The following is a 26,181-nucleotide window of genomic DNA, read 5'->3' as shown; positions in this document are numbered from 1 at the left end:
GGCCTGGTCGCCGGGCCTTCCGACGAACTGGTGGCGGCTGGGGGGTTGTTGATGCGGTGAGCGGCGGCTGTGGGGCGTGAGGACTCGCGCTCAGGCGGCGGAGCCGCTCAGCCCCCCCGCCCCTAGGCGGGTTCGCCGCCCTGCCGGCACAGGTTCCGCAGGACCGTGCCGCACCTGCGTGCGTACGCGTGCTGGAAGCCCCTGGTCGCCGGGCCGCCCGCCTTCGCGTACCACTTGGCGGCCCGGCTGAAGGCGTTCACCGTCAGCCAGACCGTGCCGTCACCGGTGCGGTCGACCACGAAGGACTCCTCGCCGCTCTCCGGGTGGCCCGGCAGCGTGCCGTACGCCCAGCCGGCGCGGCGGGGTTCCTCCAGCGTCCAGACCACGCGGCAGGGGGCCTTGATCATGCCGGCCAGGGTGACGGTGACGTCGACGCCGGGGGCGGCCCGGTCGGCGGTCGCGTCGATGCCCACGCCCATGGCCCGGTGCATCTCCCAGGTGAGCACGGCTTGCGAGGCCCGGCGGAAGACGTCCTCACCCTCGCCGAGACGGGTACGGACGTGCAGTGGACGGAAGCCCGGCGGGCAGTGACCCGGCTCGCGGGTGGCGCCGACCTCGGCGTAGGTGAAGTCCTTCGGATCCGGATAAGACACGGACACAGACTAGGGCGGTACCCGGACCCGCCTTCGGTCCGGGTACCGCCCGTGGTCGTCCTCCGGTCAGCCGACGTTGACGGCGGACCAGGCGGCCGCGACCGCCTTGTACTCGGTGCTCGACGCGCCGTACAGCGCCGAGGCCGCGTTCAGGGTGGCCGTACGGGCCTGCGCGTACTTGGTCGTCGACGTCATGTACGTCGTCAGCGCCTTGTACCAGATCTGCAGCGCCTTGGTGCGGCCGATGCCGGTGACCGTGGAGCCGTTGGAGGTGGGTGAGTCGTAGGTCACGCCGTTGATCGTCTTCGAGCCGCTGCCCTCGCTCAGCAGGTAGAAGAAGTGGTTGGCGGGGCCGGAGGAGTAGTGGACGTCCACGCCGCCGAGGCCGGAGGACCAGTAGTCCTTGGACGCGCCGTCCTTGCTGGGCTTGTCCATGTAGCGCAGCGGCGTGCCGTCGCCGTTGATGTCGATCTCCTCGCCGATGAGGTAGTCACCGACGTCGGCGGAGTTGTTCGCGAAGAACTCCGCGCCCGCGCCGAAGATGTCGGACGTCGCCTCGTTCAGGCCGCCGGACTCGCCGCTGTAGTTCAGCCCGGCGGTGGCCGAGGTCAGGCCGTGGCTCATCTCGTGCGCGGCCACGTCCAGCGAGGTCAGGGGGTTGGCGTTGCCCGAGCCGTCGCCGTAGGTCATGCAGAAGCAGCTGTCCGACCAGAAGGCGTTGACGTAGTTGTTGCCGTAGTGGACGCGCGAGTAGGCGGCCTTGCCGTCGTTGCGGATGCCGCTGCGGCCGAAGGCGCTCTTGTAGAAGTCCCAGGTGACCTGGGCGCCGTAGTGCGCGTCGGCGGCGGCGGTCTCCAGGTTGGAGGGGTTGCCGTTGCCCCAGACGTCGTCGGCGCCGGAGAAGAGGGTGCCGGTGCCGGAGGTGCCGCGGTTGAGGTTGTACGTCTTGTGGCCGCCGCGGGTGCTGTCGGTGAGGTTGTACGAGGTGCCGGACTTGGTGGTCGTGAGGTTCACCGTGCCGCTGTACGTGGTGTTGCCGGTACCGGTCTCGATGGCCTGGTACTCGTAGAGCTTCTTGCCGGTGGCCGCGTCGGTGACGACGTGCAGCTCGTTGGGCGTGCCGTCCTCCTGGAGGCCGCCGACGACCGTCTCGTAGGCGAGGACGGGTTCGCCGTCGGCCGCCCAGATCACCTTGCGGGGAGCGGAGTCCGCCTCGGTCTTCTCTGAGCCGGCCGCCTTGGCGAGGGTCACGGCCTGCTTCTCCGCCTTGGCGGCGGGCACGGCCGGCTTGAGCGAGGCCACCTTGATCGCGGCCTTCGTCGCTCTGGTGACGCCCCGCGCCTCGCCGGACTTCGACTCGTGCACGACGAGGTCGCCGCCGAGCACCGGCAGGCCGGCGTAGGTGCGCTCGTAGCGGGTGTGGACGGTGCCGTCGGCGTCCTTCACGACGTCCTTGACGACCAGCTTCTCCTGCGCGCCGAGGCCTATCTCGTCGGCGGTGGCGGCGGCGTCCGCCTGCTGCTCCCGGACGAGGGCGGTGCGGGCGGGGGCGGTGAGCAGGACGGGGGCGGCGGCGAGGACCGGCTTGCTCTGCGCGTCCGCGGCGACGCTGCTGCCGGAGGCCAGGCCGGTGGTGAGCAGGGCGCCGGCGGCGACCGCGGTGGCGATGGCCAGCGTGGTGCGCTTGTGACGCGCGTAGCGGGGGGTGATCACACGAGCTCCTAGGTGTGGGGGAACTGCTGGGTGCTGTGCGGCGGGTGGGGGAAGAGTGGCACTTAAGACGCGTACATGTCAGGAGCGCACGTGATGTTGGCCGGAAATCGACGGCCGGGTGTGGGTCCGGAGCGGGAGAACGGGCGCCGCCCCGGGGGATTCGAACCCACCGGGGCGACGCCCTGACCCGGGACCCGCTCGGGGACCTACGGGAAGGTGAGCTTCCAGCTGTTGATGTAGCCGGTGTCGGCGGCCGCGTTGTCCTGCACACGCAGCTGCCAGACGCCGTTGGCCACCTCGGAGGACGCGTTCACCGTGTACGTGGTGTTCAGGTTGTCCGCGCTGCCGCCGGTGCCGTACCCCTTCAGCGTGTACGCCGTCCCGTCGGGGGCCACCAACTGCACCTGGAGGTCACCGATGTAGGTGTGGACGATGTCCACGGCGACCTTGAGGTCGGCCGGCGCGTTGCCCGTGCGCCCGGAGACGGTGACGGGTGAGGTGACCGCCGCGCCCCGGTCCGGGATCGCCACGTCGGCGGTGTTCTCGAAGGACGTGCCCCCGCCGCCCCCGCCACCCGAGCGGGCGCCGACGTTCACGCCCGCCCACGCGTCCTGGACCGCCTTGTACTCGGCGCTGTCGGTGCCGTAGAGCTCACCGGTGGCCGCGAGGGTGCCGGTGCGGGCGCCCGCGTAGTTGGTGGTCGAGGTGAACTTGGTGGTCAGCGCCCGGAACCAGATCTTCTCCGCCTTGTCCCGGCCGATGCCGGCGACCGGAAGGCCGTCCGAGGTGGGCGAGTCGTACGTGACACCGTTGATGGTCTTGGTGCCGCTGCCCTCGCTGAGCAGGTAGAAGAAGTGGTTCGCCGGGCCCGAGGAGTAGTGCACGTCGATCGAGCCGATGCCCGAGTACCAGGCGTCCTTGGACGAGCCGTCCTTGCTGGGCTTGTCCATGTAGCGCAGCGGCGTGCCGTCGCCGTTGATGTCGATCTCCTCGCCGATGAGGTAGTCACCGACGTCGGCGGAGTTCTTGGCGAAGAACTCCACGGTCGAGCCGAAGATGTCGGACGTCGCCTCGTTCAGGCCGCCGGACTCGCCGCTGTAGTTCAGCCCGGCCGTGTTCGAGGTGAGCCCGTGCGTCATCTCGTGCGCGGCCACGTCGATCGACGTCAGGGGGTTGGCGTTGCCCGAGCCGTCGCCGTAGGTCATGCAGAAGCAGCTGTCCGACCAGAAGGCGTTGACGTAGTTGTTGCCGTAGTGGACGCGGGAGTACGCGCCCACGCCGTCGCCGCGGATGCCGGAGCGGCCGTGCACGTTCTTGTAGTAGTCCCACGTCAGGGCGGCCCCGTAGTGGGCGTCCGCGGCGGCGGACTCCAGGTTGGACGGGCTGCCGTTGCCCCAGACGTCGTCCGGCCCGGAGAAGAGGGTGCCGGTGCCGGAGGTGCCGCGGTTGAGGTTGTACGTCCTGTGGTTGCCGCGGGCGCCGTCGGTGAGGTTGTACGCCGACCCGGACCGGGTGGTGGTGAGGTCGACCGTGCCGGAGTACACCGTGTTGCCGGTGCCGGTCTCAATGGCCTCCCACGCGTACAGCTTCTCGCCGCTCGTGGCGTCCGTGATCACGTGCAGTTCCTGCGGGGTGCCGTCGTGCTGGAACCCGCCGACGACCGTCTCGTAGGCCACGACCGGCTCGCCGCTCGCGGCCCAGATCACCTTGCGGGGCTCGCGGTCGATGCCGGGGCTCTTCGCCTCCTCCGCCTTCCCGGCGGCCAGGGCCTGCTGCCGGGCCTTCGCGGCGGGCACCGCGGTCTTCGTCGTGGCCGGGGTGATGGCGGCGCGGGTGGCCTTCACGACGGCGGCGGTCTCGTCCGCCTTCGTGCTCTCCACGACCAGGTCGCCGCCGAGGACCGGCAGACCGTCGTAGGTGCGCTCGTAGCGGGTGTGCACGGTGCCGTCCCGGTCCTTCAGGACGTCACGGACGACCAGCTTCTCCTTGGCGCCCAGGCCCAGGTCCTTCGCGGTCTCCGCCTTGGCGGCGTCGGCCTCGCGGATCAGCGCGGCGCGCTGGGCGGGGGTGAGCTTCACCGACTCCGAGCCGGGGATCGCCTTGCTCGCGGCCCGCGGTGCCTTCTCCGGGGCCGCGACGGCGGTGCCGCTCTGCACGGCGGCTGCGATCAGCGCGGCGACACCGGCGAGGGCCACGGCCGCGGTGCGGCGGGGGGTGTGGGGAGTGCGTCTGTGGGAGGTGCCTCTGCCAGAGGAACTGCTACTCAACACGGACTCCTTCTGCGGGACCGGGGGTCGCCCGGCCTGGGGAGGGGGAGGTGTTGCTGTGGGGTTGCTGTGGAGCAGTCGTGGGAAGCGTGGCAGGGGACCGCGCTTTCTGTCAGGGGCGCGTCAATACAATGGCCGGAAACGGTTCGTTGACCGGAAGTTCATGTTCGATATACGGACGCTCAGGAATCCCTTGAAGATCGGTTTCACGCCCGGCAGCCGCAACGACATCGGTTCCGGCTGGGAGCGGGCCCGGCGTGCCGGCCGGGTCGACCTGGCAGCTCTCAGCACGGCCGGCCCGGAACCCGGCGATGACGGCACTGCGCGAACTGGCGGGTGCTTGAGCTACGCCAGACTGTCCCGCCACGCCCGGTGCAGTTCCGCGAATCTGCCCGTGCCCGCGATGAGTTCGTCCGGCTCGCCGTCCTCCACGATCCTGCCGTGCTCCATCACCAGGACCCGGTCCGCGATCTCCACCGTCGACAGCCGGTGCGCGATGACCACCGCCGTACGGCCCTTCAGCACCGTGGCCATGGCCCGCTGCACCGCGCGCTCGCCCGGGACGTCCAGCGAGCTGGTCGCCTCGTCGAGGATCAGCACCGCCGGGTCGGCCAGCAACGCCCGCGCGAACGCCACCAGTTGCCGCTGCCCGGCCGAGATGCGGCCGCCCCGCTTGCGGACGTCGGTGTCGTAGCCGTCGGGCAGGGCGCTGATGAAGTCGTGCGCGCCGATCTCCTTCGCCGCCTGCTCGATCTCCGCCCGGGCCGCGTCCGGACGGCCGATCGCGATGTTGTCGGCGACCGTGCCCGAGAACAGGAACGCCTCCTGCGTCACCATCACCACACCGCGCCGCAGTTCCGGCACGGCCAGATCACGCAGGTCGACGCCGTCGAGCAGCACCCGCCCGTCGGAGGGGTCGTAGAACCGGGCCAGCAGCTTGGCCAGCGTCGACTTGCCGGCGCCCGTGGAGCCGACGACCGCGACCGTCTGTCCCGCCCGGAGCGTCAGGTCGAAGCGGGGCAGCACCTCGCCGCCGGTGCGGTAACCGAAGCGGACGCCGTCGAAGACGACCTCGCGGCCCGGGATACCGCTGCCGCGCGGCGGGAGCGGCCGGGAGACGGCCGGTTCCGGGACGGACGGCGTCTGGGCGAGCAGCCCGGCGATCTTCTCCAGGGAGGCCGCCGCCGACTGGTAGGAGTTGAGGAACATGCCGAGCCGGTCGATGGGGTCGTACAGCCGTCGCAGATACAGCACGGCCGCCGCCAGCACACCGAGTGCCAGGGTGCCGTCCGCGACCCGGTAGGCGCCCCACAGCACGATCGCCGCGACCGCCGCGTTGGCGACCAGCCGCGAGCCGGTGACGTAGCGGGCCATCTCCAGCAGCGCGTCGCCGTTGGTCCGCTCGTGCCGCCGGTTCAGCCGTCCGAAGTCGGCGTCGTTGGCGGCCTCACGGCGGAAGGCCCGCACCGGCCGGATGCCGTTCATCGTCTCGACGAACTTCACGATGACCGCGGCGATCGCGGTGGACCGCGCCCGGTACACCCGTGCGGCACGCCGCTGGTAGAGCCGCACGAGCGCGTACAGCGGCACCAGCGACGCCACCGCCACACCCCCGAGGCCGAGGTCGAGCCAGAGCAGCATCGCCGAGATGTAGACGAACGACAGGACGACCGTCACCAGCTCCTGCAACCCCTCGTCCAGCAGCTCGCGCAGCGACTCCACGTCCGTCGTGGAGCGGGAGATGAGCCGGCCCGAGGTGTAGCGCTCGTGGAAGTCGACGCTGAGCGCCTGGGCGTGGCGGAAGATCCGGCCGCGCAGGTCCAGCAGCACGTCCTGGCTGACGCGGGCCGCCGCGGCGACGAACGCCCACTGCAGCGCGCCCGCGGCCAGCGCGCACCCCAGGTAACCGGCACCCACCGCGATCAGCGGCCCCTGGTCCCGCGCCCGGAACGCCGGTACGGCACGGTCGATGGCGTACGCCACGAGCAGCGGGCCCGCCTGCACCACCGCCTGCTGGACCAGCAGCAGGAGGGTCGTGACCGCGACCCGGGCCTTCAGGGGCGCGAGCAGGGAGCGCAGCAGGGCCGCGGTCGCGCCCGGGGGAGTGGGCAGGACGTCCCGGTCGAAGGGGTCACCGGGGGCGGGGCGGCGGTCGTCGGGCTTGCCGCCGGCCGGTGCCGTGGTGGCCGCCGTCATCGGGCCTCCTCCTGTTCCCCTGATTCCGCTCCGGACATCAGGTGCGCGTACTCGGCGTTGCTGCGCAGCAGTTCGTGGTGGGTGCCGACCGCGGCGATCCGGCCGCCGGACAGCAGCGCGACCCGGTCGGCCAGCAGCACCGTGGACGGGCGGTGCGCCACGATCAGGGCGGTGGTGTCGGCGAGCACCTGCCGCAGGGCGGCCTCCACGGCGGCCTCCGTGTGCACGTCCAGCGCGGACAGCGGGTCGTCGAGCACCAGGAACTCCGGTTGCCCCACGACCGCCCGGGCCAGGGCGAGACGCTGCCGCTGGCCGCCGGAGAGACTGAGGCCCTGCTCGCCGACCTGGGTGCCGGTCCCCTGCGGCAGGGCGTGCACGAAGTCGGCCTGGGCGACGGCCAGGGCGCGCTCCACAGCGGCGGGGTCCGCCGTGTCCCCGGCCCCCATGAGGACGTTGTCGCCGACCGAGGCGGAGAAGAGTGTGGGCTCCTCGAAGGCGACGGCGACCTTGGCGCGCAGGGTTTCACGGGGCAGGGCGGTGATGTCGACGCCGTCGAGGGTGATGCGGCCCGAGGTCACCTCGTACAGACGAGGGACGAGCGCGGTGAGCGTCGTCTTGCCGCTGCCGGTGGTGCCGACCAGGGCCATGGACTCGCCGGGGCGGACGTGCAGGTCGATGTGGTGGAGGACGGGAGGGGAGCCGGGCGGCGCGTCGGGGTAGCGGAAGGTGACGTCGTGGAAGCGCAGTCCGCGGTCGTCCGGGTCGGCCGGGGCCGCACCCGGCACCGGATCCGTCTCCTCGGCCTTCTCGTCCATCACCTCGAAGTACCGCTCGGTCGCGGTCGCCGCCTCCTGGGTCATCGCCAGCAGGAAGCCGATCGACTCCACCGGCCAGCGCAGCGCCAGCGCCGTGGACAGGAAGGCGACCAGCGTGCCCGCCGACAGCGCCCCGTCGGCGACCTGGACGACCCCCACCACCAGCGCGGCGCCGATCGCCACCTCCGGCAGCGTCACGATGACACCCCAGATCGTCGCCAGCAGGCGCGCCTTGCGCAGTTCCGTGCCGCGCAGCCGCTGCGACAGCTCGCGGAAGGCCCGCGCCTGGCTCCGGTGGCGGCCGAAACCCTTGATGATGCGGATGCCGAGCACGCTCTCCTCGACGACCGTCGTCAGGTCGCCCACCTGGTCCTGGGCGCGGCGGGCCGCCGTGGCGTAGCGCTTCTCGAAGACCACGCAGGTGACCAGGAGGGGTACGGCGGGCCCGAGGATGACCAGCCCCAGGGTCCAGTCCTGCGCCAGCATGATGATCACGCCGACGAGGATCGTCACACCGTTGACCAGCAGGAACGTCAGCGGGAAGGCGAGGAACATGCGCAGCAGCATCAGGTCCGTCGTCCCCCGGGACAGCAACTGTCCGGAGGCCCAGCGGTCGTGGAAGGAGACCGGCAGCCGCTGCAGGTGCCGGTACAGGGCGGCCCGCATGGAGGCCTCGACACGGGACAGCGGACGCGCCACCAGCCAGCGCCGCAGCCCGAACAGCAGGGCCTCCGCGAAGCCGAGCAGCAGCAGGTACAGCGCCCCGAGCCACACCCCGGCCGGGTCCCGGCCGGCGATCGGCCCGTCCACCATCCACTTCAGCACCAGCGGGATCACCAGGCCCACGCAGGAGGCGAGTATCGCGACGAACGCGGCGGTGAGCAGCCTGCCCCGCACGGGCCGGACATACGGCCACAGGCGCAGCAGCGTACGCACGAAGGAACGGTCCTTGGCGGGTGCGGGTGTCGTGGCCATCAGCAGCGAGCCTACGGTTCGGCACTGACACTTCCCACCGGGTTTTCGCCCGACCCGCATCGGCCGTTGGTCCTACGACCTGCGTTTTCGAGGCACCGGACGGCGGCACGGGCCGAGCCGTGCGCTCACCCCGCCACCCGCAGCAGCAGCACCGCGCGCGCCGGTACGGTGATCTCCGTCCCGGCCGGGTGCTCCACCCCCGGTGCCTCCCCCTGCTCCTCCAGGCTCGTGTCGACGACGACCTCGTAGCGCTCCGCCCACGGGGGACCCGGCAGCACGAAGCTCACCGGCCCCTCGCCCGCGTGCAGCACCGCCAGGAAGCTGTCGTCGAGGATCTGCTCCCCGTGCTCGTCCCGGCCCGGGATGTCCCGGCCGGAGAGGTACATGCCCAGCGTGGCCGCGGGCGCGTACCAGTCCTGCTCGGTCATCTCCGTGCCCCGCGAGGTGAACCAGGCCAGGTCGCGCAGCCCGTCGGCGGTCTGCGCCCGGCCCGAGAAGAACGCCCGGCGGCGCAGCACCGGGTGCCGGTGGCGCAGCGCGATCAGCCGGGAGGTCAGCTCGAACAGGGCCCGCCAGCCGGGGTCCTCCAGCAGGCCCCAGTCCAGCCAGCTGATCTCGTTGTCCTGGCAGTAGGCGTTGTTGTTGCCGCGCTGCGTGCGGCCCAGCTCGTCGCCCGCGACCAGCATGGGCACGCCCGTCGACAGCAGCAGTGTGGTCAGCAGGTTGCGCAGCTGCCTGCGCCTGAGCGCCCGCACGCCCTCGTCGTCCGTCTCGCCCTCGGCGCCGCAGTTCCACGCGCGGTTGTCGTCCGTGCCGTCCCGGTTGCCCTCGCCGTTGGCCTCGTTGTGCTTGCGCTCGTAGGACACCAGGTCGCGCAGCGTGAAACCGTCGTGCGCGGTGATGAAGTTGACCGACGCGTACGGCCTGCGCCCGCCCCAGGCGTACAGGTCGCTGGAGCCCGACAGGCGGTAGCCCATCTCGCGCACGTCCGGCAGCGCGTGCCGCCAGAAGTCCCGCACGGCGTTGCGGTACCGGTCGTTCCACTCCGTCCACAGCGGCGGGAACGCCCCCACCTGGTAGCCGCCCGACCCCACGTCCCACGGCTCGGCGATCAGCTTCACCCGGCGCAGCACCGGGTCCTGGGCGATCACCGCAAGGAACGGGGAGAGCATGTCGACGTCGTGCATCGAGCGGGCCAGCGCCGCCGCCAGGTCGAAGCGGAAGCCGTCGACGCCCATCTCGGTGACCCAGTAGCGCAGCGAGTCCGTGATCAGGCGCAGCACGTGCGGCTGGACCACGTGCAGCGTGTTGCCGCAGCCGGTGTAGTCGGCGTAGCGGCGGGCGTCGTCCTGGAGGCGGTAGTAGCCGCGGTTGTCGATGCCCTTCAGGGACAGCGTCGGGCCCAGTTCGCCCGCCTCCGCGGTGTGGTTGTAGACCACGTCGAGGATGACCTCGATCCCGGCCGCGTGCAGGGCGCGCACCATGCGCTTGAACTCGCCGACCTGCTGACCGGTGGTGCCGGAGGCGGCGTAGGCCGCGTGCGGGGCGAAGTAGCCGATGGAGTTGTAGCCCCAGTAGTTGCGCAGGCTCCTGCGCAGCAGGTGGTCCTCGTGCGCGAACTGGTGCACCGGCAGCAGCTCCACCGCCGTCACGCCCAGCGTCACCAGGTGCTCGACCGCCGCCGGGTGCGCGAGGCCGGCGTAGGTGCCGCGCAGCTCCTCCGGGATGCCCGGGTGCAACCGGGTGAACCCCTTGACGTGCAGCTCGTAGATCACCGAGTCGGCCCACGGGGTCTTCGGGCGCCGGTCGTCGGACCAGTCGTCGTCATCGTGGACGACGACGCCCTTCGGCACGTACGGCGCCGAGTCCCGGTCGTCGCGCACGGTGTCGGCGACGTGCTGCTGGGGCCAGTCGCGGACGTGCCCGTACACCTCCGGCGGCAGCCCGAAGTCGCCGTCGACGGCACGTGCGTACGGGTCGAGCAGCAGCTTCGCCGGGTTCCAGCGGGCGCCCGTCCACGGGTCCCAGCGGCCGTGCACCCGGTAGCCGTAGCGCTGCCCGGGCAGTACGCCCGGCACGAAACCGTGCCAGATCCCGTGGGTCAGCTCGGCGAGCCGCACCCGCGACTCCTTGCCCGCCTCGTCGAAGAGGCACAGCTCGACCCCCTCGGCCCCGCCCGCCCACAAGGCGAAATTCGTCCCGGCCACCCCGCCCGGGCCGACCCGGAACCGGGCGCCCAGCGGCGTCGGCGCGCCCGGCCGGGCGGGCACGGCGGGCGGCGGCGCGGAGGGCCGCGTGCCGTTCACGGCGGCGGCCTGGCGCCCGTTCCCGGTGGCCTGATGACCGGCCACCGCCTCCTGCTCGGCTGCGCTGGACACCTGTCAGCCTCCCGCGGCTCGTGGAACGACGGGGGACAGAGGGGTGCGGCCCTGTGCTGCGGCCCGGGTCGCGGCTCCCCTGCGCGTCGTCCTCCCCACTGTTCTGCCCAGAGCATGGGTCGCACTCACGTTTCCCCGGGGGCGGGCATGGTCGTTTCCCAGGGACGCGACCGGTCGTTGGGCACCTCGTGAGGCACGTACAAGGGCGCGCGCGGCGCGCGAGGGCCGCGCTGGCCGCCGTAGTGACATGGGCAGGGCTCCTCGCCGGGGCCACCGGCTGTACCTCGGACGACGGCGGCGGCATCGCCGGGGTGTTCGGCGCGCCCCCGGCGCCCGAGGACGTCATCAAGGTCTCGCCCGGCGACGGAACCCGGGGCGTGCGCCCCGGGGAGCGGCTGCGGGTGCGCGTGGCCGACGGCCGGCTGGAGTCGGTGAAGGTCGTCCGGTCGCAGGACGCGCGGGAGACCCCCGTGCCCGGGCACCTCTCCGCCGACGGACTGACCTGGGAGCCCGACGAGCCGCGGCTCGCGCTGGGCGCCAGGTACACGGTCGACGCGGTGGCCGTGTCCCACGACGGACGCCGCTCGGCCCGGCACACCACCTTCACGACGTACGTGCCCAAGCAGCGCTTCATCGGCTACGTCACGCCGGAGCACCGCGCCACGGTGGGCACCGGGATGATCGTCTCCCTGCAGTTCAGCCGGCGGATCGCCGACCGGGCGGCCGTCGAGCGCGCGGTGCGCGTCCTGGCCCGCCCGGCCGTCGAGATCCGCCCGCACTGGTTCGGCCGGACCCGGCTCGACTTCCGTCCCCAGCACTACTGGAAGCCCGGCACCCAGGTCACCGTCGACCTGCGCCTGCGGGACGTGAAGGGCGCGCCCGGCGTGTACGGACTGCAGGACAAGAGGTTCTCCTTCACCGTCGGCCGCAGCCAGATCTCCGTGGTCGACGCCGCCCGGCACTCCATGGAGGTGCGGCGCGACGGCGAACCGCTCGCCACCGTGCCCGTCACCGCCGGCGCCCCGAAGACCACCACGTACAACGGCAAGATGGTGGTGACCGAGATGCTGGAGGTCACCCGGATGAACGGCGCCACGGTCGGCTTCAAGAAGCGCGACGGCAAGGGCGAGTACGACATCCCCGACGTGCCGCACGCCATGCGCCTGACCGACTCCGGCACCTTCCTGCACGGCAACTACTGGGCCCACCGCAGCGTCTTCGGGCGGACCAACGTCAGCCACGGCTGCATCGGGCTGCGCGACGTGAAGGGCGGCGGCTCGGACACCCCGGCCGGCTGGTTCTTCGACCGCAGCCTCGTCGGGGACGTCGTCGAGGTGATCAACAGCAATGACAAAAAGGTCGCTCCCGACAACGGGCTCGGAGGATGGAATATGGGCTGGAATGCATGGAAGGCGGGCAGTGCGGTGAAGTAACCCGACACAGGGGCGGGTTGAGCGGCGATCCGTTGGGACCGAACAGTGACATTCGCGGGCCGCCGGGGCCGCTCACTTGGTGGTTACTATTCGCCGGTGCGCGGGGGACACGCGCCGGGGAGCGGGCCTGGCCAGGTCCGGGGAGGGGAGAACCACTTGAACGTGCGACCGATATCGGGGGCGTCGGTTGGACGCGGGAGCGGGAGGCTCGCGCTCGTCGTCGGCGCGCTGCTGTTCGCCGTGACGGCGTGCGGCGGCGGGGAGGGCGGCTCCGGTTCCAGCGCGGGCGGCGGCCAGGGCAAGGACGCGGACACCGCGCAGAGCAAGCAGTCCGAGGCCGTCGTCAGCATCGCGCCGAAGGACGGGGCCAAGTCCGTCGAGACCAGCGGCGCGCTGAAGGTCACCGCGGCCAAGGGCAAGCTCTCGGAGGTCGTCGTCAAGGACGCCGAGGGCAGGAGGATCGACGGGAAGATATCCGGCGACGGCGCCACCTGGACGCCGTCCACGCATCTGGCCGGTGCCACCAAGTACACCGTGCACGCGGTCGCCAAGGACTCCGCGGGCCGCACGGCCGCTGAGGACGCCGGCTTCACGACGCTGACACCGAAGAACACCTTCATCGGCACCTTCACGCCCGAGGACGGCTCCAAGGTCGGCGTCGGCATGCCGTTCTCCATCCGCTTCTCCCGGGGCATCACCAGCCCGGAGGCCGTCGAGAACGCCATCCGCATCAAGACCGAGCCGGCCGTCGACGTCGAGGGCCACTGGTTCGGCAACGACCGCCTCGACTTCCGCCCCGAGAAGTACTGGAAGCCCGGCACGAAGGTGACCGTCGACCTGAACCTCGACGGCGTCGAGGGCCGCCCCGGCGTCTACGGCGAGCAGGACAAGAAGGTCGAGTTCACCATCGGCCGCAACCAGGTCTCGGTCGTCGACGCCAAGAAGCTCACCATGAAGGTCACGCGGGACGGCAAGGTCGTCAAGACCATCCCGGTCACCACCGGCAAGCCCGGCATGGAGACCTGGAACGGCCAGATGGTCATCAGCGAGATGCTCACGGTCACCCGGATGAACGGCGAGACCGTCGGCTACGGCGGCGAGTACGACATCAAGGACGTCCCGCACGCCATCCGCCTCACCACCTCCGGCACGTTCCTGCACGGCAACTACTGGGCGAGCGGCGCCTTCGGCAACTACAACGCCAGCCACGGCTGCATCGGCCTGCGCGACGTGCGCGGCGGCTGGGACAAGAAGGTGCCGGCCGCCTGGTTCTTCGACAACTCCATGATCGGCGACGTGGTCGTCGTCAAGAACTCCGAGGACCGGATCGTCGACCCGGACAACGGGCTCAACGGCTGGAACATGTCGTGGGAGAAGTGGAAGAAGTAGCGCCCCCGCCGCTGACGGCAGGGCCCCGGTGTGACGGACCGCACCGGGGCCCCGTGCGTTAATCCCCGTTAACCTGCTGCCCATGACCGTCTCTCTCGAAGTCGCTGAAGGCGTCGGCACGCTCCGGCTGGACCGACCGCCCATGAACGCGCTGGACATCGCCACGCAGGACCGGCTGAAGGAACTCGCCGAGGAGGCCACGCGCCGCGAGGACGTGCGGGCCGTGGTGGTCTACGGCGGCGAGAAGGTGTTCGCGGCCGGCGCGGACATCAAGGAGATGCAGGCGATGGACCACACGGCGATGGTCCTGCGCGCCCGCGCCCTGCAGGACTCCTTCACGGCGGTGGCCCGCATCCCCAAGCCGGTCGTCGCGGCCGTGACGGGCTACGCCCTGGGCGGCGGCTGCGAGCTCGCCCTCTGCGCGGACTACCGCATCGCCGGCGACAACGCCAAGCTCGGCCAGCCGGAGATCCTGCTCGGCCTGATCCCCGGCGCCGGCGGTACCCAGCGCCTGGCCCGCCTGGTCGGCCCCTCCAAGGCCAAGGACCTCATCTTCACGGGCCGCATGGTCAAGGCCGACGAGGCCAAGGAGATCGGCCTGGTCGACCGGGTCGTGCCCGCCGGCGAGGTCTACGCGCAGGCGCACGCCTGGGCCGCGAAGCTGGCCCAGGGCCCGGCCCTCGCGCTGCGCGCAGCGAAGGAGTCGATCGACACGGGCCTGGAGACGGACATCGACACCGGCCTCGCGATCGAACGGAACTGGTTCGCCGGGCTGTTCGCCACCGAGGACCGCGAGCGCGGGATGCGCAGCTTCGTGGAGGAGGGTCCGGGCAAGGCGAAGTTCCTCTGAACATTCCCCCAGGGGGGTTGCCATTGACGCCGTGTCTGATCCGGGTCCCTCGATGGGGCGGTTTATGGCAGCCTTAAGGCAACCTCAAGCAGGCCCGGTCGTGGAGGTCGCCGATTGCCCCGGAATGGTCCGTTCCAGCAGGTCGGACAGGGTGCGGACCAGGCCGAAGCGCCGTTGGCGCATGACGGACGGCCGCCGGCCGGGGGTCCGTCCCCCGGGGCGTATTCCCCGGGAACGGCCCCGGCGGACGGCCCGGACGGCCATCATGGGGGCATGGCGGGGCTGGAGGGTAGGGGACAGCCGTGGGGGCACGCCCATGCGGCCGCGGCGCGCTGGTCGCCGGCCGTCGAGGACGAACACGCGCTGAAGGCGCTGGAGTTGTACGGCAACCCGACGGAGGCAGAGGTTCCACTGCCGTCCCGCCCCGAGTCCGCGGCCACCGCCAGACGCCTCACCCAGGTCGTGGTCCTGCGGCACTGGGGGCTCACGCCCAAGACCACGGAGGACGCGGTGCTCCTCGTCTCCGAACTGGTCGGCAACGCCGTACGCCACACCGGCGCCCGCGTCTTCGGGCTCCGTCTGCACCGGCGGCGCGGCTGGATCCGGGCCGAGGTGCGCGATCCCTCGCGCGGGCTGCCGTGCCTGATGCCGGTGCAGGAGATGGACGTCAGCGGCCGGGGCCTGTTCCTGGTCGACAAGCTGGCCGACCGCTGGGGGGTCGACCTGCTGCCCCGCGGGAAGACCACCTGGTTCGAGATGCGGGTCCCCGACCGCTGAGGGGCCGCAGGCCTTCGCGGCAGGGCTCACCCGGCCACCGATCGGGCGAATGGCCCGCTTCCGGGGAAGGCGCTCCTTAAATGGTGGAATGCACCGTCACCTCGTCAAGAGCGCCCTGGTCACGGGCGCCGCCCTCGCCGTCCTCGCCGCCTGCGGCACGGACGGGGATCAGGCCTCCGAGGCGCGCGGCACCAAGGCCGCCGTCCCCGCCCCGCCCGAGAAGAAGCCCGTCGAGGGCCTGCCCGGCATGCCGCCGGTCCTCGACCCGGAGGACGTCTACGCGGCCGACCGCCCGGGCAAGCTGTCCCCCGTCGTCAAGGACTTCCCGTCCCGGGTCTACGTCCCCAACACCGAGTCCGACACGGTCTCCGTCATCGATCCGAAGACCTACGAGGTCGTCGAGACGATCCCCGTGGGCCGGCAGCCCCAGCACGTGGTGCCCTCCTGGGACCTGAAGACGCTCTGGGTCAACAACAACCGCGGCCACACCCTCACCCCGATCGACCCGAAGACCGGCAGGGCGGGCAAGGAGGTCGAGGTCCACGACCCCTACAACCTCTACTTCACGCCCCACGGCAAGTACGCCGTCGTCATGGCCTCCCTCGACCGCGAGCTCGTCTTCCGCGACCCGCACACCATGGCCGTCAGGAAGACCGTCCCGGTCTCCTGCTACGGCGTCAACCACGCCGACTTCTCCCTCGACGGCCGCTACTTCATCGTCTCCTGCGAGTTCAGCGGCGAACTGCTCAAGGTCGACACCGAGAAGATGGAGGTCGTGGGCCAGCAGCGGCTGCCGTTCGAAGGCGCCATGCCGCAGGACGTGAAGATCTCGCCGGACGGCAAGAGGTTCTACATCGCGGACATGATGGCCCACGGCATGTGGGTCCTGGACGGCGACAAGTTCACCGAGCCCACCCTGCTGCCCACCGGCAAGGGCTGCCACGGCCTCTACGTCAGCCGCGACTCCCGGGAGATGTACGTGTCCAACCGCGGCGAGGGCACGGTCTCCGTCTTCGACTTCACGCGGAACAAGCTCACCAGGAAGTGGCGGCTGCCCGACGGCGGCAGCCCCGACATGGGCGGCGTCTCCGCCGACGGCAAGGTGCTCTGGCTCTCCGGCCGCTACGACGCCGAGGTCTACGCCATCGACACCCGCACCGGCACCCAGCTCGCCCGCATCCCCGTCGGCAGCGGCCCGCACGGCCTCGCGGTCTACCCGCAGCCCGGCCGCTACTCACTCGGCCACACGGGCATCTTCCGCTGACCCCATCCACCGTCCACACCAGCGCAGTTGACACGCCCTGATCGGGTGAGGATCCCGTCCCCGCCGCGGTGGAACCAGGATCGTGCTCCGCATGATCACTCTCCGCCCGCGGCGGCGCGCCACCGCCGCCGCCCTTTCCCTCGCGGCCGTCCTCACCACCACGGCCGCCACCCCGACCCAGACGCCGGCCCGGCCCGCCGCCCCCGCACCGGCCGCCTGCCCCGTCCAGTACGACGACAAGGCCGAAGCCGCCGCCGACCGCCGGGTCGACCTCGACCGGATCACCCCCGCCCCGTCCTGGCGCACCACCTGCGGCACCCTCTACCGCGCCGACGGCCGCGGCCCCTCCGTCGTCTTCGAGGAGGGCTTCCGCCCCAGGGACGTCGTGAACGGCCAGTACGACCTGGAGAAGTACGTCCTGGTCAACCAGCCGTCCCCGTACGTGTCGACCACGTACGACCACGACCTGTTCAAGAAGTGGAAGTCCGCCTTCAACTACTACGTCGACGCCCCCGGCGGCGTCGACGTCAACAAGACCATCGGCGACACCCACACCTACGCCGACCAGCAGGAGGTCGCCTTCCCCGGCGGCATCGCCCGGCAGTACATCGTCGGCGTCTGCCCGGTCGACAAGGCGACCAGGACCGAGATCATGAGCGAGTGCGAGAGCAACCCGCACTACAAGCCCTGGCACTGACCCGGCTTGAGTCTCCACCCGCTGGAGGGCGCAGACTCCCGGACATGACCGACGACGGCACCGCCCTGCTCACCATCGGCGCACTGGCCCGGGCCACCGGACTGACCGTCCGCACCATCCGGTACTGGTCCGACGAGGGCGCCCTGCCCCCGGTGGCCCGGTCGGAGGGCGGATACCGGCTCTACGACGCCGCCTCGGTGGCCCGCCTGGAGCTGATCCGGACGCTGCGCGAGCTCGGCCTGGGCCTCACGGACGTCCGCCGGGTGCTGGCCGGAGAGGCGACGGTGGCGCAGGTCGCGGCCGCACACGTGGTCGCGCTGGACGCGCGGATCCGGTCGCTGAAGGTGACCCGTGCGGTGCTGTCGACGGTCGCGAAGCGGGGTTCCGGCACGGAGGAGATGACCTTGATGAACAGACTGGCGCGGCTGTCCGCGGCCGAGCGGCGGCGCATCCTCGAGGAGTTCGTGGACGAGATCTTCCACGGGCTGGACACGGCGGACCCGGAGATCCGCGAGCGGATGCGGCACACCGCCGCCGACCTGCCCGAGGATCCGACGCCCGAACAGGTCGACGCCTGGCTGGAGCTGGCCGAGCTGCTGCAGGACCCCGGCTTCCGGGCCGAGATGCGCAGGGTCGCCGAGTCCAACGCGGCCGACCGCGGCCACGACGCGCCCGCCGGGGCGTCCCTGTGGTTCTCCCGGCGGCTGGTGCGGCTGGCAGCCGAGGCCCGCGAGCGGGGCATCGCCCCCGGCTCGCCGGAGGCCGGCCGCGTGCTGGACGATCTCCTGGGCACGGCCGACCCCACCGCCGTACTCGACCGGCTGCGCTCGCACGCCACCCACCGGGTCGCCCGTTACCGGGAGTTGCTCGCCGTCGTGAAGGGCGCCGGGCCCGGGGCGGCCCGCCGGGAGGAGTTCGCCTGGGTGGTCGCCGCACTGGAAGCCCGCGCGGCCAGTTAATCTGACCTGCGTCAGCAAGACGTACAGCACGAGACGAGGGGCGACCGGTGGCGGACATCGAGGAAGCACGCAAGCAGTTCGAGCGGATCGATACGGATGGTGACGGACTCATCACCGCTGCCGAGTTCAAGACCGCCCTGGCCCGGTCGGGTGACTGGAACGTCACCGAGTCGGTCGCCGAGGTCGTCATCAAGAGCCGCGACCTGGACGGCGACAAGAAGCTCAGCTTCGACGAGTTCTGGGGATACCTGAACAAGTAGTCGCCCACGCGCAGGATTGAAGGGGCCCGGCCCGTGCCCGTACGGACCGGGCCCCTCGGCCTTCCCGCCCGCGGCCAGGAATAGCGCTCCCGCCCTCGGGGTTGACCCCGGTCACAAGGATCCGCGAGGCGCTATCCACCCCCCGGAAGGGCGAGGACATGAAGATCGGCATCATCGGAGCGGGCAACATCGGCGGCAACCTGACCCGGCGGCTCACCGCCCTGGGCCACGACGTGTCCGTCGCCAACTCCCGTGGCCCGCACACCCTCACCGCCCTGGCGGAGGAGACCGGCGCGACGCCCGTACCGGTCGGGGAGGCCGCGCGGGGCGCCGAGGTCGTCGTGGTGACCATCCCCCTGAAGGCGGTCCCGGACCTGCCGTCCGGCGTGCTCGACGGCGCGGCGGAGGGCGTCGCGGTCATCGACACCGGCAACTACTACCCCAAGCAGCGCGACGGCAGGATCGCCGGGATCGAGGACGAGGGCCTCACCGAGAGCCGCTGGACGGAACGGCAGCTGGGCCACCCCGTGATCAAGGCCTTCAACGGCACCTACGCCCAGGACATCCTGGACCGCCACCGCCCGGCCGGCGACCCGGGCCGCCTGGCCCTCCCGGTGTCCGGCGACGACGAGGCGGCCAAGCGGAAGGTCCGCGCGCTGATCGAGGAACTCGGCTTCGACACGGTCGACGCGGGCGGCCTGGACGACTCCTGGCGCCAGCAGCCCGGCACCCCCGTCTACGGCCTGCGCGGAGGCGTCCAGGAGGTCACGAAGGCCCTGTCGGAGGCGTCCCCGGAGCGCACGGCGGACTTCCGCGGCTAGGGCCTGTCCGACCTGGTCGGACAGGCCCCAGGCCGGAGAGGATCAGGCGTCCGTGGCCCACTTCCGCAGCGCCGCCTTGCTCTCGAAGTCGGCCACGTTCTTGTCCAGCGGGTCGTCGGTGTACTGGTGGAAGCGCCACTTCGCCTTGATGCGGGGCTTGCCCGCGGAGACGTAGTCGGCAATCCACAGCCCGTCGCCGGCGTAGGAGGTCGTGTCGACGTTGAGCCAGAAGTGCCGGTTGCAGTAGAGCACCACCCGGTTGTCCGGACGGAGTTCCTTCAGCTTGCGTATGAACCGGTCCTTCTCCGCGTTGCTCGCGTGCGTGCCGTCGCCGGTCGTCTCCCAGTCGACGGCGAGGATGTCGCCCGCCCGGTCCGGGGCCTTGCCGACGAAGTACTCGGCCTGGGCGGTGAGGTTGCCGGGCCACAGGAAGTGGTAGAAGCCGACGACCAGCCCGGCGTCCCGCGCCCGCCTGGCCTGGGCGGCCAGCTTGGGGTTCACGTAGGAACGCCCTTCCGTCGCCTTCACGAAGACGAAGGAGAGGCCGTCGGTGTCGTAGGAGGAGGACTGGTAGGAACTCACGTCTATGCCGCGCAGCATGGGGGGCTCCCTGAAGTGCTGGTGGGGGAGGGGGAGTTTCCCACCACCATGGCACGGGCCGCTGAGGCTCGACGTGGAAACGTCAACTTCGGCGAGGGGCGGTCACGGCGGGGGCCGGTCGCCGGCAGGGGCGGCCTCGCCGTCGTCCGGGGAGGCGTACCTGCTCTCCTTGCCGAGGATCAGCGCGATCGGCGTCTCAGCACTCGATGATGTTCACCGCAAGCCCGCCCCGGGCGGTCTCCTTGTACTTCACGGACATGTCCGCGCCCGTGTCCTTCATCGTCTTGATGACCTTGTCCAGGGACACCTTGTGGGAGCCGTCGCCGCGCATCGCCATGCGGGCGGCGGTGACGGCCTTGACCGCCGCCATGCCGTTGCGCTCGATGCACGGGATCTGGACCAGGCCGCCGACCGGGTCGCAGGTCAGGCCCAGGTTGTGCTCCATGCCGATCTCGGCCGCGTTCTCGACCTGCTCGGGCGAGCCGCCGAGGACCTCGGCCAGCGCGCCCGCCGCCATGGAGCAGGCGGAGCCGACCTCGCCCTGGCAGCCGACCTCGGCGCCGGAGATGGAGGCGTTCTCCTTGAACAGCATGCCGATCGCGCCCGCGGCGAGCAGGAAGCGGACCACGCCCTCCTCGTCGGCGCCGGGCACGAAGTTCATGTAGTAGTGCAGGACCGCCGGGATGATGCCGGCCGCGCCGTTGGTCGGGGCGGTGACGACCCGGCCCCCGGCCGCGTTCTCCTCGTTCACGGCCATCGCGTAGAGGGTGATCCACTCCATCGACAGGGCCTGCGGGTCGCCCTCGGAGCGGAGCTTGCGCGCGGTGTTGGCGGCCCGGCGGCGCACCTTCAGACCGCCCGGCAGGATGCCCTCGCGCGACATGCCGCGCGCCACGCACGCCTGCATGACCCGCCAGATCTCCAGCAGACCCTCGCGGATCTCCTCCTCGGTCCGCCAGGCCCGCTCGTTCTCCAGCATCAGCGCCGAGATGGACAGGCCGGTCTCCCGGGCCATGCGCAGCAGCTCGTCGCCGGTGCGGAAGGGGTACTTGAGGACGGTGTCGTCGAGTTTGATGCGGTCCGCGCCGACCGCGTCCTCGTCGACGACGAAGCCGCCGCCGACCGAGTAGTAGGTCTTGGTCAGCAGCTCCGCACCCGAGGCGTCGTACGCCCACAGGGTCATGCCGTTCGCGTGGTACGGCAGGGCCTTGCGGCGGTGCAGGACCATGTCGTCGTCGAAGGAGAACGCGATCTCGTGCTCGCCGAGCAGGTTCAGCCTGCCGCCGGCCTTGATCGTCTCCACCCGCTCGTCGGCGGTCTCCACGTCCACCGTGCGCGGCGAGTCGCCCTCCAGGCCGAGCAGCACCGCCTTGGGCGTGCCGTGGCCGTGGCCGGTGGCGCCGAGCGAGCCGTACAGCTCCGCGCGGACCGAGGCCACGGACCCCAGGAGCTCCTCGTTGCGCAGCCGCCGGACGAACAGGCCGGCCGCGCGCATCGGGCCGACGGTGTGGGAGCTGGACGGGCCGATGCCGATCGAGAACAGGTCGAAGACCGAGATGGCCACGGGGGGAACTCCTGACTACGGGGGTGGTGCACAGGGGGTGGGTGCCGCGCCCGCTTGTGGCCGGCGCGGCGCCCGAAAGGTTTCTTCGCGACCGTTGTCTGCCGCTGGTTACTTGTTCAGACCCGGGTACAGCGGGTGCCGGTCGGCCAGGGCCTTCACCCGGGCCTTGAGGGCTTCCACGTCGTACGACGGCTTCAGCGCCTCGGCGATGACGTCCGCGACCTCGGCGAAGTCCTCGGCCGTGAAGCCGCGGGTGGCCAGGGCCGGGGTGCCGATCCGCAGACCGGACGTCACCATCGGCGGACGCGGGTCGTTCGGGATCGCGTTGCGGTTGACGGTGATGCCGATCTCGTGGAGCCGGTCCTCGGCCTGCTGCCCGTCCAGCTCGGAGTCGCGCAGGTCGACCAGGACCAGGTGCACGTCCGTGCCGCCGGACAGCACGTCCACGCCCACGGCCCGGACGTCGTCCCGCACCAGACGCTCGGCCAGGATGCGGGCACCCTCCAGCGTACGGCGCTGGCGCTCCTTGAAGTCCTCCGAGGCGGCGACCTTGAAGGCGACGGCCTTGGCGGCGACCACGTGCTCCAGCGGACCGCCCTGCTGACCGGGGAAGACGGCGGAGTTGATCTTCTTGGCCAGTTCGGCCGTGGAGAGGATCACACCGCCGCGCGGGCCGCCGAGGGTCTTGTGGGTCGTGGTGGTGACCACGTGCGCGTGCGGCACCGGGTTGGGGTGCAGCCCGGCCGCGACGAGCCCGGCGAAGTGCGCCATGTCGACCATCAGGTACGCGCCGACCTCGTCGGCGATCCGGCGGAACTCGGCGAAGTCCAGCTGCCGGGGGTACGCCGACCAGCCGGCGACGATCAGCTTCGGCCGGGACTCCTTGGCGAGCCGTTCGACCTCGGCCATGTCGACCCGGCCGTCCTCGCCCACGTGGTAGGCGACGACGTCGTAGAGCTTGCCGGAGAAGTTGATCTTCATGCCGTGGGTCAGGTGACCGCCGTGGGCGAGGTTCAGGCCCATGATCGTGTCGCCCGGCTTGAGCAGCGCGAACATCGCGGCCGCGTTGGCCTGGGCGCCCGAGTGGGGCTGCACGTTGGCGTGCTCGGCGCCGAACAGCTCCTTCACCCGGTCGATGGCGATCTGCTCGACCACGTCGACGTGCTCGCAGCCGCCGTAGTAGCGGCGGCCCGGGTAGCCCTCGGCGTACTTGTTGGTGAGGACCGAGCCCTGCGCCTCCATGACCGCGACCGGGGCGAAGTTCTCCGAGGCGATCATCTCCAGCGTGGACTGCTGGCGGTGCAGCTCGGCGTCGACCGCGGCGGCGACGGCCGGGTCGAGCTCGTGCAGGGGGGTGTTCAGGACGGACATACGGCTACGACTCCTCAGCCGGCGGAGAACGCGGTGTACTCGTCGGCGGAGAGCAGGTCGCCCGGCTCGTCCGTGACCCGCACCTTGAACAGCCAGCCGCCCTCGAAGGGGGCCGAGTTCACCAGCGACGGGTCGTTCACGACGTCCTCGTTGACCTCGGTGACCTCACCGGAGACCGGGGAGTACAGGTCGGACACCGACTTGGTCGACTCCAGCTCGCCGCAGGTCTCGCCCGCGGACACCGTGTCACCGACCTCGGGGAGCTGGACGAAGACCACGTCGCCGAGCGCGTTGGCCGCGTGCTCCGTGATGCCGACCGTCGACACGCCGTCCTCGGCGGCCGACAGCCACTCGTGCTCCTTGCTGTAGCGCAGCTGCTGGGGGTTGCTCATGGCCTGAATTCTCCTGTACGCGCGGGAGTGCTGGTGAAGGGGACCGCTGGTGAGCGGGGTGAGGGGCCGGCCGGGGCCTTGAGGCGCCCCTGGCCAGTGTCTACTTCTGGCGCTTGTAGAAGGGCAGCGCCACGACCTCGTAGGGCTCGTGGCTGCCCCGGATGTCCACGCCCACGCCGGGCGTGCCGGGCGCGGCGTGCGCGGCGTCGACGTAGGCCATGGCGATCGGCTTGCCCAGGGTGGGGGAGGGGGCGCCGGAGGTGACCTCGCCGATCACCTCGCCGCCGGAGACGACGGCGTACCCGGCGCGCGGGACGCGGCGGCCCTCGGCGACCAGGCCGACCAGCACGCGCGGCGGGTTCTGCTCGGCCCGGGCGGCGGCCTCGCGCAGGGCCTCGCGGCCCACGAAGTCGCCCTCCTTGTCGAACTTCACCACCCGGCCGAGACCGGCGTCGAAGGGCGTCAGGGAGGTGGTCAGCTCGTGCCCGTACAGCGGCATGCCCGCCTCCAGGCGCAGCGTGTCGCGGCAGGACAGGCCGCACGGGACCAGCCCCGCGCCCTCGCCGGCCTCGGTCAGCGCCTGCCACAGCTCGACGGCGTGCTCCGGCTTCACGAACAGCTCGAAGCCGTCCTCGCCGGTGTAGCCGGTGCGGGCGATCAGGGCCGGGACCCCGGCGACCGTGCCGGGCAGGCCGGCGTAGTACTTCAGCCCGTCGAGGTCGGCGTCGGTGAGGGAGGCCAGGATGCCGGGGGACTCGGGGCCCTGGACGGCGATCAGCGCGTAGGCGTCCCGGTCGTCGCGCACCTCGGCGTCGAAGCCGGCGGCCCGCTCGGTCAGCGCGTCCAGCACGACCTGGGCGTTGGAGGCGTTGGCGACGACCATGTACTCCGTCTCGCCCAGCCGGTAGACGATCAGGTCGTCGAGGATGCCGCCGTCGGCCCGGCAGATCATGGTGTAGCGGGCGCGGCCCGGCTTCACACCGCCGATGTTGCCCACCAGGGCGTAGTCGAGGAGGGCGGCGGCCTGCGGGCCGGTGACGGTGATCTCACCCATGTGGGAGAGGTCGAACAGCCCGGCCCTCGTGCGCACGGCGGTGTGCTCGTCGCGCTCGGAGCCGTAGCGCAGGGGCATGTCCCAGCCGGCGAAGTCGGTCATCGTCGCGCCGAGCGAGCGATGCAGGGCATCGAGCGCGGTGTGACGGAGTTGTCCTGTACTGCTCACGGTCGGTCGTCTCCCAAGGCAATGACGGCGAGGTCGTTCCTCCCCATCTGTCATCGGAACCTGAGAGGTTCGCCACGACCGCGCCGGTCCATGGCTTGCACCTTGGGTGGAGCCGCGCCCTGCCGGGGCAGGGGAGGGCCCGCTTTTCAGATGTGCCTCGCCCGCGCGGTAACGGGGCCTGAGAGATTCAAGGGAGGGACTTGCTCCTTCGGCGCCCCAGCGTCAGCGGTGCTGGGAACTCTCCCGCGCGGATTCAAACGGCCGGTATGCAGTTGGCGCGCACATCATTGCACGCATCCTTCCGGCGCGGCAGGGGGACCTTTCACAGGGAGGGCGGGAGTCCCGCGCGCCGGACCCGGCGTCCTGTAGCAGCCCTGTTGCAGGAAGAGTACGGAAATGAGAGGCCTGCGGCATTACCTTCTCTTTACACTCGGCGGGGATGGGACTCCGTACCTGGCCCCAGGGGAGGACGATCACGGTGAACAGGACCAGGGCGTACGCCACGACCACGGGCATCGCGCTGCCCGAGCAGCCGGCCGTTCCGGCCCGGGCGGTCCGCGGCCCGGCGCCGGTCGTCCGCGATCTGCGTGACCGCCCCGGCCGCGGCCCGCACGCGCTGCTGTTCGGCCCCCGGGACATCGTCGTGGTCACGGGCCTGCCCGGCAGCGGCAAGTCCACGCTCATGCGGCGGACGGTCCCGGGCCGGCGCGTCGACTCCCAGGACACCCGCGACCGCTGGGAGCGCCGCATGCCGGGCTTCCTGCCGTACGCGCTCTACCGGCCGCTCGTCCGGCTCGCCCACTACGCCGGGCTGCGGCGCGCGCTGCGCACGGGTGAGGGGCTCGTGGTGCACGACTGCGGCACGCAGGCGTGGGTCCGCCGCTGGCTCGGCCGCGAGGCCCGCCGCCGGGGCGGCGCCCTGCACCTGCTCCTCCTCGACGTCACCCCCGAACAGGCCCTGGCCGGCCAGCGCGACCGCGGCCGCGGCGTCTCGCGCTACGCGTTCCTGCGCCACCGCGCGGCCACCACCCGCCTGCTGCGCTCCGCGGAACAGGGCGACCTCCCCTCCGGCTGCGGATCGGCCGTCCTCGCCGACCGGGACACGGCGAACGCGCTCCGCCGCATCGGCTTCACCGGGTGAGGGCCGGGGGTCCGCGGCGGGCCGGGGTGAGCGCCGGGGCTTCGCGGCGGCCCGGGGTGGCTGCCGGGGGCCGGCGTGAGGCTCGCGTGGCGCCGGAGGCCGAGCGGTGCGGCCGGGGAGACCGCCGGGGCTCCGGCCACGGCGCGATCGTCCAGAAGCTCGGCGACGGCAGCCTGCCCGCTCCTGGCGGACCAGGCGGCGTTCACGGCCCTCACCGACGCGCTCGCCCGGACACCCGGCCGGGGACCGGGCGGCACACCCGGCAGGGCGGCCGAACGGCCGGGGAGGCGGGCCGGGGGACGACGGCCGGCCACCGGCCGGCAGGCCGTCCCGGACGGCCCGGCCACTCCCGCTCCCCGAGCCGTTAGCCTTTTCAGCCTCAGCAGTGGTTTCAGGCAGGCGGTAGGCAGATGGACTTCCCGGCGGACTTCTCCGCGGACTTCC

21 protein-coding genes and 1 riboswitch are annotated in these 26,181 nt (G+C 71.8%); of the genes, 10 read left to right on the top strand and 11 right to left on the bottom strand.

Annotated elements, in window-relative coordinates:
- Nucleotides 1-122: 122 nt before the first annotated feature.
- From RIN80_RS05970 to glgX, 6 genes are all read right to left on the bottom strand, one after another.
- Entirely contained in the window at nucleotides 123-659 is a 537-nt protein-coding gene (locus RIN80_RS05970) for a DUF1990 domain-containing protein (protein WP_309094436.1), read from the bottom strand.
- 60 nt (nucleotides 660-719) lie between these two features.
- Entirely contained in the window at nucleotides 720-2,363 is a 1,644-nt protein-coding gene (locus RIN80_RS05965) for a M4 family metallopeptidase (protein ID WP_309094437.1), read from the bottom strand.
- Between the two features lie 209 nt (nucleotides 2,364-2,572).
- Entirely contained in the window at nucleotides 2,573-4,633 is a 2,061-nt protein-coding gene (locus tag RIN80_RS05960) for a M4 family metallopeptidase (protein ID WP_309094435.1), read from the bottom strand.
- Nucleotides 4,634-4,978: 345 nt separating this feature from the next.
- Nucleotides 4,979-6,829: an ABC transporter ATP-binding protein gene (locus tag RIN80_RS05955; RefSeq protein WP_309094434.1), complete on the bottom strand. Its 1,851-nt coding sequence runs from the start codon at nucleotides 6,827-6,829 to the stop codon at nucleotides 4,979-4,981.
- Complete coding sequence (locus RIN80_RS05950; RefSeq protein WP_309094433.1) at nucleotides 6,826-8,619, bottom strand: ABC transporter ATP-binding protein; 1,794 nt, start codon at nucleotides 8,617-8,619, stop codon at nucleotides 6,826-6,828. Before RIN80_RS05950 ends, RIN80_RS05955 begins: the two co-directional genes overlap by 4 nt.
- 125 nt (nucleotides 8,620-8,744) lie before the next feature.
- The gene (gene glgX / locus RIN80_RS05945; RefSeq protein WP_309094432.1) at nucleotides 8,745-10,997 is read right to left on the bottom strand and encodes a glycogen debranching protein GlgX; all 2,253 of its coding nucleotides are present in this window, start codon (nucleotides 10,995-10,997) and stop codon (nucleotides 8,745-8,747) included.
- 188 nt (nucleotides 10,998-11,185) lie between these two features.
- On the opposite strand from glgX, the gene RIN80_RS05940 reads away from it, so the two are divergent.
- The 9 genes from RIN80_RS05940 (at nucleotide 11,186) to RIN80_RS05900 (ending at nucleotide 19,447) form a co-directional block, all read left to right on the top strand.
- A complete protein-coding gene (locus RIN80_RS05940; protein ID WP_309094431.1) occupies nucleotides 11,186-12,430 on the top strand; it encodes an Ig-like domain-containing protein in 1,245 nt (414 codons plus the stop codon).
- 156 nt (nucleotides 12,431-12,586) lie between these two features.
- Nucleotides 12,587-13,819: an Ig-like domain-containing protein gene (locus tag RIN80_RS05935; protein ID WP_309094430.1), complete on the top strand. Its 1,233-nt coding sequence runs from the start codon at nucleotides 12,587-12,589 to the stop codon at nucleotides 13,817-13,819.
- Between the two features lie 82 nt (nucleotides 13,820-13,901).
- On the top strand, nucleotides 13,902-14,669 hold the full coding sequence (locus RIN80_RS05930) for an enoyl-CoA hydratase-related protein (RefSeq protein ID WP_309094429.1): 768 nt from the start codon (nucleotides 13,902-13,904) through the stop codon (nucleotides 14,667-14,669).
- Nucleotides 14,670-14,843: 174 nt separating this feature from the next.
- Nucleotides 14,844-15,446, top strand: coding sequence for an ATP-binding protein (locus RIN80_RS05925; RefSeq protein WP_309094428.1), 603 nt, complete (start codon nucleotides 14,844-14,846; stop codon nucleotides 15,444-15,446).
- 88 nt (nucleotides 15,447-15,534) lie between these two features.
- Nucleotides 15,535-16,710 (top strand): YncE family protein, encoded by a 1,176-nt coding sequence (locus tag RIN80_RS05920; protein ID WP_309094427.1) that lies wholly within the window; start codon nucleotides 15,535-15,537, stop codon nucleotides 16,708-16,710.
- 91 nt (nucleotides 16,711-16,801) lie between these two features.
- Nucleotides 16,802-17,407 carry an ADP-ribosyltransferase gene (locus tag RIN80_RS05915; protein ID WP_309094426.1) on the top strand — a complete coding sequence of 202 codons (606 nt, stop codon included), beginning with the start codon at nucleotides 16,802-16,804 and terminating at the stop codon, nucleotides 17,405-17,407.
- A 44-nt stretch (nucleotides 17,408-17,451) separates the two neighbouring features.
- Nucleotides 17,452-18,366: a MerR family transcriptional regulator gene (locus tag RIN80_RS05910; protein ID WP_309094425.1), complete on the top strand. Its 915-nt coding sequence runs from the start codon at nucleotides 17,452-17,454 to the stop codon at nucleotides 18,364-18,366.
- Between the two features lie 47 nt (nucleotides 18,367-18,413).
- Complete coding sequence (locus tag RIN80_RS05905) at nucleotides 18,414-18,626, top strand: EF-hand domain-containing protein (RefSeq protein ID WP_309094424.1); 213 nt, start codon at nucleotides 18,414-18,416, stop codon at nucleotides 18,624-18,626.
- A gap of 158 nt (nucleotides 18,627-18,784) precedes the next feature.
- Nucleotides 18,785-19,447 carry an NAD(P)-binding domain-containing protein gene (locus RIN80_RS05900; RefSeq protein ID WP_309094423.1) on the top strand — a complete coding sequence of 221 codons (663 nt, stop codon included), beginning with the start codon at nucleotides 18,785-18,787 and terminating at the stop codon, nucleotides 19,445-19,447.
- A 42-nt stretch (nucleotides 19,448-19,489) separates the two neighbouring features.
- Here RIN80_RS05900 and RIN80_RS05895 read toward each other — a convergent pair whose 3' ends face one another.
- From RIN80_RS05895 to gcvT, 5 genes are all read right to left on the bottom strand, one after another.
- Entirely contained in the window at nucleotides 19,490-20,047 is a 558-nt protein-coding gene (locus RIN80_RS05895; protein WP_309094422.1) for a GH25 family lysozyme, read from the bottom strand.
- Nucleotides 20,048-20,243: 196 nt separating this feature from the next.
- Nucleotides 20,244-21,611, bottom strand: a complete 1,368-nt coding sequence (locus RIN80_RS05890; protein ID WP_309094421.1) for an L-serine ammonia-lyase — start codon at nucleotides 21,609-21,611, stop codon at nucleotides 20,244-20,246.
- Between the two features lie 108 nt (nucleotides 21,612-21,719).
- Entirely contained in the window at nucleotides 21,720-22,982 is a 1,263-nt protein-coding gene (gene glyA, locus RIN80_RS05885) for a serine hydroxymethyltransferase (RefSeq protein ID WP_309094420.1), read from the bottom strand.
- 14 nt (nucleotides 22,983-22,996) lie between these two features.
- Complete coding sequence (gcvH, locus tag RIN80_RS05880; RefSeq protein WP_086562694.1) at nucleotides 22,997-23,374, bottom strand: glycine cleavage system protein GcvH; 378 nt, start codon at nucleotides 23,372-23,374, stop codon at nucleotides 22,997-22,999.
- Between the two features lie 100 nt (nucleotides 23,375-23,474).
- Nucleotides 23,475-24,650, bottom strand: coding sequence for a glycine cleavage system aminomethyltransferase GcvT (gene gcvT, locus RIN80_RS05875; protein ID WP_375141626.1), 1,176 nt, complete (start codon nucleotides 24,648-24,650; stop codon nucleotides 23,475-23,477).
- 102 nt (nucleotides 24,651-24,752) lie between these two features.
- Nucleotides 24,753-24,852, bottom strand: a riboswitch (glycine riboswitch).
- Nucleotides 24,853-25,074: 222 nt separating this feature from the next.
- On the opposite strand from gcvT, the gene RIN80_RS05870 reads away from it, so the two are divergent.
- A complete protein-coding gene (locus RIN80_RS05870; protein WP_309094418.1) occupies nucleotides 25,075-25,737 on the top strand; it encodes an AAA family ATPase in 663 nt (220 codons plus the stop codon).
- Nucleotides 25,738-26,181 lie beyond the last annotated feature (444 nt).

It is taken from the genome of Streptomyces sp., from assembly GCF_031181705.1.
In the GTDB taxonomy this organism is placed as follows: Bacteria; Actinomycetota; Actinomycetes; order Streptomycetales; family Streptomycetaceae; genus Streptomyces.
The sequence above is the reverse complement of the archived record's forward strand: the minus strand, read 5'-3'. Positions and strand labels throughout refer to the sequence as shown.

Coding starts and splice junctions, on each gene's coding strand:
- RIN80_RS05930 (WP_309094429.1), top strand. CDS start 13,902: ATGACCGTCTCTCTCGAAGTCGCTGAAGGCGTCGGCACGCTCCGGCTG.
- RIN80_RS05895 (WP_309094422.1), bottom strand. CDS start 20,047: ATGCTGCGCGGCATAGACGTGAGTTCCTACCAGTCCTCCTCCTACGAC.
- RIN80_RS05950 (WP_309094433.1), bottom strand. CDS start 8,619: ATGGCCACGACACCCGCACCCGCCAAGGACCGTTCCTTCGTGCGTACG.
- glyA (WP_309094420.1), bottom strand. CDS start 22,982: ATGTCCGTCCTGAACACCCCCCTGCACGAGCTCGACCCGGCCGTCGCC.
- RIN80_RS05955 (WP_309094434.1), bottom strand. CDS start 6,829: ATGACGGCGGCCACCACGGCACCGGCCGGCGGCAAGCCCGACGACCGC.
- gcvH (WP_086562694.1), bottom strand. CDS start 23,374: ATGAGCAACCCCCAGCAGCTGCGCTACAGCAAGGAGCACGAGTGGCTG.
- RIN80_RS05900 (WP_309094423.1), top strand. CDS start 18,785: ATGAAGATCGGCATCATCGGAGCGGGCAACATCGGCGGCAACCTGACC.
- RIN80_RS05910 (WP_309094425.1), top strand. CDS start 17,452: ATGACCGACGACGGCACCGCCCTGCTCACCATCGGCGCACTGGCCCGG.
- gcvT (WP_375141626.1), bottom strand. CDS start 24,650: ATGACAGATGGGGAGGAACGACCTCGCCGTCATTGCCTTGGGAGACGA.
- RIN80_RS05915 (WP_309094426.1), top strand. CDS start 16,802: ATGATCACTCTCCGCCCGCGGCGGCGCGCCACCGCCGCCGCCCTTTCC.
- RIN80_RS05920 (WP_309094427.1), top strand. CDS start 15,535: ATGCACCGTCACCTCGTCAAGAGCGCCCTGGTCACGGGCGCCGCCCTC.